This is a genomic window from Roseibium sp. (assembly GCF_050301095.1).
GTDB lineage: Bacteria > Pseudomonadota > Alphaproteobacteria > Rhizobiales > Stappiaceae > Roseibium.
The window spans coordinates 1-6,308 of record NZ_JBNKYW010000054.1 but is presented as its reverse complement, the minus strand read 5'-3'; the positions used below and the strand labels follow the sequence as shown (position 1 = coordinate 6,308).

The following is a 6,308-nucleotide window of genomic DNA, read 5'->3' as shown; positions in this document are numbered from 1 at the left end:
GGCAATGTTCAGTCCGACCAGAGTGAACAGGACCGACAGCAGCAGCGAGACGATCGTCAGGACCGGTTCATAACCGAATGCGACCAGTGGCCTGAAACGGAGCATCGACACGAAATGCGTCGCCCAGATGGAACTCCCGCTGACAATCCCGGCCATCAGGATCCAGGTGGATTTCCGGTTGATCGAAAATCGGCAGGCGCGATCGAACAACCGCATGGTGACGACGGAACCGCCAATACAGACGACAGCCGCCAGAACCAGGAACAATGGGTCGTGCTCGTTCGAAATGCAGGAAATTACACGCAACACACGCGCCACCCGGTTGTCCTTGAAGTCCTTGGTCGCCGTTAGAGGGGCGGAACGGTGCGGTTCCCGGCCCTTGCTCGCCGGAACCCGCTCCGCCTCCTCCCAGGAAAGGCCCTCTCTCTCCAGCCGTCCATAGGTGGACGGCTGCTTCACGGATCCTTTTTGGCGGGGATTATCATAGGGACACGCCGATCGGGCGGAACTGTGCGGTTTACCAGTTCTCAACCCGATCGTGTTGTGTTACAGGACCCGGTTTTTCTCCGAAAACCAACGAAACGGTCCGCAGCCAGACGCGGGACCGCCAGCCTCCATCGGCCGACAGGTTCAGGTTTTTATACTTGCCCACCGGTCATGAGCGGCGTGATTTCGGATGCCGGGCGTTTAATATGGGGAGCCCGCAATGAAACGTGACATGGCACTGGTACGCACCATCCTGTTTGCACTCGAGGCAAGCAAAGACAATGAACCGGCGTCAGTGCACCTGCCGCATAACGTCGACGACCTGCATATGAACTATCATATCCGGTTGATGAAGGAAGGCGGACTGATCCACGCGATCGAGATGTCCCGTTCGATGTACCCGACAGCCTGGGTGCCGCACACACTGACATGGGCAGGGCACGAGTTTCTCGACGCGGTCCGGGATCCCGATATCTGGAATGCCGTTCAGGATCTTGAATCCCGGTCTCAACTGCCTCTCCCCATCTCGATCATCGAGGCATTCGCGCTCGATGCGCTCGGACGCAAGGTGCAGACCAGCCTCCAAGGCGCCTCAGCCCTGAAGGTCGCCCAAAATCCGCTGTCGTTGTAAAGGACAAGAGAGAACCGGCACAGCTTGCCGGTCATGCGGGCAGCGCCGGCAGGCACCGGGCACAGGCATGGGCGGACGCCTGAAAACAGGCGCGCTATACCGTATTGTTTTTAAGAGAAAATCTCCCGAAGGAGGAGGAATGGTGGAGCCAAGGGGAATCGAACCCCTGACCTCTACAATGCCATTGTAGCGCTCTCCCAACTGAGCTATGGCCCCATGTTCCATATGCGTGCCGGCTTGGGTCCCCGGCGCTGATGGAGGCGGAACATAGTCACACCGCCCCGCAAGATCAAGCAGAAAATGACAAGATTTTTTCCGCCTTCTGTGGATAAGATCTGACAGGGGAATTTCCCTGCCAGATCAAAAGCTTACTGGTCGGGATCGTCTTCCCGTTCGACGCGGACGCCCGGAATGGTGTCGTCGTCTTCGTCTTCATCTTCGATGAAAACATCGTCGTCGTCGTCGTCGTCCTCCAGGTCGACTTCCTCGTCTTCCAGATCCGGCACATCGTCGTCCCCGCCTTCCGCTTCCGCGTCGGCTTCTTCCAGGGTCACGATTTCCGGAGCTTCAACGTCCTCGTCGTCTTCTTCCTCGGTGGTTTCCTCCACCTTGGCAGCCTTGGCGGCGCGGGACGTCATGACGGCCTCGAAGGTCGTGCCGCATTTCGGACAGGTAATCGGCTCCCGATTGAGATCGTAATATTTGGCGCCGCAGCTCGGGCACAGCCGCTTGGTGCCAAGTTCAGGTTTTGCCACTGTGCTCACCCTTCATTGTTATGTCACTGACATGGAATTTCAGGGGCCCCATAGCGTCAAGCCGGACCGCTGTCAAAGCCAAATCAGTCGAAATTGATCCTTGCTCCCGATGTTCTGCATGTTGTGCGCCAAATTTCAAGCGTTCGCATGGATGACGTAGCCGCATCCACATGATAGGACGTGTCACCTTTTGCCAACCGACCGGGATCAGTACCGACCTTTTCAAACCTATTCGCAGGTCCTGACCCTGAAATTGCGGACATTCGAAAATGTCACACGATTCTGCCCCCACTCCCCTGACCTCAAGCCTGGGTACCCCTCTGACCGGCACAATCCGCGTGCCGGGCGACAAGTCCATTTCCCACAGATCGCTGATGTTCGGAGCCCTTGCCGTCGGCCGGACCACCGTGAAAGGCCTGCTGGAATCCGAAGATGTCCTGGCCACTGCCGATGCGATGCGCGCCGTCGGCGCCAGGATCGAAAAACATGCGGACGGGTCGTACACTGTCGACGGCATCGGGCTCGGCAGCCTGCTGGAGCCGGAGCACGTCATCGATTTCGGCAACGCCGGTACCGGCGTGCGCCTGACCATGGGTATTTTCGGCAGCCACAACATTGCCGCGACCTTTGTCGGCGACGCTTCGCTCTCCAAACGGCCCATGGGCCGGGTTCTCAATCCGCTTCGCGAAATGGGCACCAATGTGATCGCCCGCGACGGCGACCGCCTGCCGGCCTCGATCCGCGGCGCGGAGACCGCCCTGCCGATCACCTACCGCGTGCCGATGCCCTCCGCCCAGGTGAAATCCGCCGTTCTTCTGGCCGGCCTCAACGCACCGGGCGAAACCACCGTGATCGAACCGATCCCGACCCGCGATCATACCGAAAAGATGCTGAAGGGCTTCGGCGCCGACATTTCGGTCTCGGTCAACGAGTCCGGTGAACGGGTCATCAGGCTGAAGGGCCAGCCGGAGCTGAAGCCGCAGGACATCGACGTTCCGGGCGATCCCTCCTCCGCGGGCTTCCCGATGGTTGCCGCGCTCATCATCCCGGGCTCGGACATCACGATCGAGAACGTGCTTCTGAACGAGCACCGTACGGGCCTCATCACCACTTTGATCGAGATGGGCGGGGACATTCAGATCGTCAACCGGCGCGAAACCGGCGGCGAGGAAGTCGGCGACCTGCGCGTGAAAGCCAGCAAGCTGAAGGGCATCACCGTCCCGGCAGACCGGGCACCGTCGATGATCGACGAATACCCGGTCCTGGCGGTTGCGGCCGCCTTTGCCGAAGGCGACACTTTCATGCCGGGCCTGGACGAACTGCGCGTCAAGGAATCCGACCGTCTGGCGGCGGTCGCCCGCGGGCTGGAGGCCAACGGCATCCCTTGCGTGGAAACCGAGGACACGCTGACCGTGACCGGCGGCGCCGCCGATATCGGTGGCGGCACGGTGGTGACCCATCTCGATCACCGCATCGCGATGAGCTTCCTTGTTCTCGGCATGGCGGCCGAAAAACCCGTGACCGTCGACGACGGCGCGGTGATCGCAACCAGCTTCCCCACCTTCACCGCTCTGTTCGAGGGGCTTGGCGCCAAATTTTCCGCAAACAAAAGCGAGGCCGCATGATTATCGCGATCGACGGACCGGCCGCGTCCGGCAAAGGCACGCTTGCCCGGCGGCTGGCGGATCATTTCGGTCTGCGCCACCTGGATACGGGTCTCACCTACCGGGCCGTCGCGGCCTCGCTGCTGGCCAACGGCAAGCCGCTGGGCGACGAGGCCGTTGCCATCGAAGTTGCGCACAATCTGGACCTGGCCCAGATGGACAAGTCCGTTCTGTCCGCTCACGAGATTGGCGAGGCGGCCTCCCGCATCGCCGTGCTGGGCGGCCTGCGCGAAGAACTGGTGGAGTTGCAGCGGCGCTTTGCCCAAACGCCTCCCGGCGCGGTTCTGGACGGCCGCGACATCGGCACGGTGGTCTGCCCCGATGCGACGGTCAAGCTCTTCGTCACGGCTTCTCCGGAAGCACGTGCGAAACGGCGAACGGACGAAATGCTCTCCAAGGGCCAGGAGGCCGTTTATGCCTCCGTGCTGGAGGATCTGAAGCGCCGGGACGAGCGCGACAGCCAAAGAACCGTGGCTCCGATGAAACAAGCAGACGATGCGGTCTTGCTTGATACGACAGAAATGGATATAGAGACCGCGTTCCAGGCGGCTGTGGATATTGTGTCCCGCGCCAGGGAGATCGCCTAAGACGCGGGGTTCACCTTGAAGGTGTGCCCCTTTTAGTGCATCCGGAACGGATCCGGCCCGATGGCCGATGGTTCTTTAGGAACGACAATGAATTTCGGCAGGGCGTCTGTTCCGAGACGGCCTGTGACGAGACTGGATTTTCCGTCTCCCGCCCCCGCCGGCCCGCTTTTCAAGCGGCAGGATCAGCGAAAACCGCGATCCCGGGAGAAGGACAAATCCGGAGTGCAACACCAACCCGCCGGCGGCGCGCCAACTGGCGCCAGGAGAATAAATGACTGATTTCAATCCCTCTATCGACGACTTCGCGGCTCTTCTCGAAGAGTCCTTCGTCCAGAACGACCTCTATGAAGGTGCCGTTGTCAAAGGCACGGTCGTCGCAATCGAAAAAGACCTCGCCGTCATCGACGTCGGCCTGAAGGTCGAAGGCCGCGTGCCGCTGAAGGAATTCGGCGCCAAGGGCCGCGACGGCGAAATGGGTGTCGGCGACGAAGTCGAAGTTTACCTGGAGCGTGTTGAAAACGCTCTCGGCGAGGCTGTTCTGTCGCGCGAAAAAGCACGCCGCGAAGAAAGCTGGGTCCGCCTGGAAGTTGCATTCGAAGCAAACGAAAAGGTCAACGGCCAGATCTTCAACCAGGTCAAGGGCGGCTTCACCGTCGATCTGGATGGCGCTGTTGCCTTCCTGCCGCGTTCCCAGGTCGACATCCGTCCGGTTCGCGACGTGACCCCGCTGATGCACACTCCGCAGCCGTTCCAGATCCTGAAGATGGACAAGCGCCGCGGCAACATCGTGGTTTCCCGCCGTGTCGTTCTGGAAGAAACCCGTGCGGAACAGCGTTCCGAACTGGTCCAGAGCCTGGAAGAAGGTCATACCGTGGAAGGTGTGGTCAAGAACATCACCGATTACGGTGCGTTCGTCGACCTCGGCGGCATCGATGGCCTGCTGCACGTCACCGACATCGCGTGGCGCCGCATCAACCATCCGTCGGAAGTTCTGTCCATCGGCCAGACCGTCAAGGTGCAGATCATCCGCGTCAACCAGGAAACGCATCGCATCAGCCTGGGCATGAAGCAGCTTGAAACCGATCCGTGGGATGGCATCGAAGCCAAGTACCCGATCGAAGCCAAGTTCACCGGCCGCGTGACCAACATCACCGACTACGGCGCATTCGTGGAACTGGAGCCGGGCATCGAAGGCCTGATCCACGTTTCCGAAATGTCCTGGACCAAGAAGAACGTCCATCCGGGCAAGATCGTTTCCACTTCCCAGGAAGTCGAAGTGATGATCCTGGAAGTCGACCCGGTCAAGCGCCGCATCTCCCTGGGCCTCAAGCAGACCCTGCAGAACCCGTGGGATGCATTCGCGGAACAGTTCCCGATCGGCACCGAAGTCGAAGGCGAAGTCAAGAACAAGACCGAATTCGGCCTGTTCATCGGCCTCGACGGCGACGTGGACGGCATGGTCCACCTCTCCGACCTCGACTGGAACCGTCCGGGCGAGCAGGTCATCGAAGAGTTCAAGAAGGGCGACATGGTCAAGGCCGTCGTTCTGGACGTCGATGTCGACAAGGAGCGCATCTCCCTCGGCATCAAGCAGCTTTCCGGCGATCCGATGGAATCGGGTGCGGCTGGCGAACTGCGCAAGAACTCCGTCGTCACCTGTGAAGTCGTGGAAATCAAGGACGGCGGACTGGACGTCAAGATCGCGGACAGCGACCTGACTGCCTTCATCCGCCGTGCCGACCTTTCCCGCGACCGCGAAGAACAGCGTCCGGAAAAATATTCCGTCGGCGACAAGTTCGATGCCCGCATCACCCAGTTCGACAAGAAGACCCGCCGGGTCACCGTGTCGATCAAGGCTCTCGAGATCGCAGAAGAGAAGGAAGCTGTCGCACAGTACGGTTCATCCGACAGCGGCGCGTCCCTCGGCGACATCCTGGGTGCTGCCCTGAAGCAGCAGAACGAAGACTAAGATTTCTGTTTCTTAAAAACAGAAAACGCGAAAGCCCGGCAGCAATGCCGGGCTTTTTGTTTGAGAACTGCCTTTCGAAAAACGCATGACAATCCCAGGCGTTCCACGGTTGTCTTCCGGAGGAGCTCTGGCGAAACTAGCGCTAATCAGATTTTTGACACTGCCTCTTTCAAGAAGCGAGCGATGCGCCCGATAGTCCTTGCAGTTCTGACGCTC

The 6,308-nt window shown here is 60.2% G+C and carries 7 protein-coding genes and 1 tRNA gene; 4 read left to right on the top strand and 4 right to left on the bottom strand.

What is annotated here, in order from left to right:
• Positions 1-459, bottom strand: a 459-nt coding sequence (locus ACQY7U_RS04925; protein ID WP_428642601.1) for an MHYT domain-containing protein, incomplete at its 3' end; no start/stop codon positions are given.
• A 247-nt stretch (positions 460-706) separates the two neighbouring features.
• On the opposite strand from ACQY7U_RS04925, the gene ACQY7U_RS04920 reads away from it, so the two are divergent.
• On the top strand, positions 707-1,117 hold the full coding sequence (locus ACQY7U_RS04920) for a DUF2513 domain-containing protein (RefSeq protein ID WP_428642599.1): 411 nt from the start codon (positions 707-709) through the stop codon (positions 1,115-1,117).
• Between the two features lie 140 nt (positions 1,118-1,257).
• Here the strand turns inward: ACQY7U_RS04920 and ACQY7U_RS04915 are convergent.
• Together ACQY7U_RS04915 and ACQY7U_RS04910 are read right to left on the bottom strand one after the other, a co-directional pair.
• Positions 1,258-1,333: transfer RNA gene (locus ACQY7U_RS04915), tRNA-Ala, on the bottom strand.
• Positions 1,334-1,485: 152 nt separating this feature from the next.
• On the bottom strand, positions 1,486-1,872 hold the full coding sequence (locus ACQY7U_RS04910) for a TIGR02300 family protein (protein WP_428642596.1): 387 nt from the start codon (positions 1,870-1,872) through the stop codon (positions 1,486-1,488).
• A 269-nt stretch (positions 1,873-2,141) separates the two neighbouring features.
• On the opposite strand from ACQY7U_RS04910, the gene aroA reads away from it, so the two are divergent.
• From aroA to rpsA, 3 genes are all read left to right on the top strand, one after another.
• Entirely contained in the window at positions 2,142-3,497 is a 1,356-nt protein-coding gene (aroA, locus tag ACQY7U_RS04905) for a 3-phosphoshikimate 1-carboxyvinyltransferase (protein ID WP_428642594.1), read from the top strand.
• Positions 3,494-4,123, top strand: a complete 630-nt coding sequence (cmk, locus tag ACQY7U_RS04900) for a (d)CMP kinase (RefSeq protein WP_428642593.1) — start codon at positions 3,494-3,496, stop codon at positions 4,121-4,123. Before aroA ends, cmk begins: the two co-directional genes overlap by 4 nt.
• 271 nt (positions 4,124-4,394) lie before the next feature.
• Positions 4,395-6,092, top strand: a complete 1,698-nt coding sequence (gene rpsA, locus ACQY7U_RS04895) for a 30S ribosomal protein S1 (RefSeq protein WP_428642590.1) — start codon at positions 4,395-4,397, stop codon at positions 6,090-6,092.
• 12 nt (positions 6,093-6,104) lie between these two features.
• Here rpsA and ACQY7U_RS04890 read toward each other — a convergent pair.
• Positions 6,105-6,308: hypothetical protein (locus ACQY7U_RS04890; protein WP_428642588.1), on the bottom strand; the 204-nt coding region annotated here is incomplete at its 5' end.

Coding starts and splice junctions, on each gene's coding strand:
- ACQY7U_RS04920 (WP_428642599.1), top strand. CDS start 707: ATGAAACGTGACATGGCACTGGTACGCACCATCCTGTTTGCACTCGAG.
- aroA (WP_428642594.1), top strand. CDS start 2,142: ATGTCACACGATTCTGCCCCCACTCCCCTGACCTCAAGCCTGGGTACC.
- cmk (WP_428642593.1), top strand. CDS start 3,494: ATGATTATCGCGATCGACGGACCGGCCGCGTCCGGCAAAGGCACGCTT.
- rpsA (WP_428642590.1), top strand. CDS start 4,395: ATGACTGATTTCAATCCCTCTATCGACGACTTCGCGGCTCTTCTCGAA.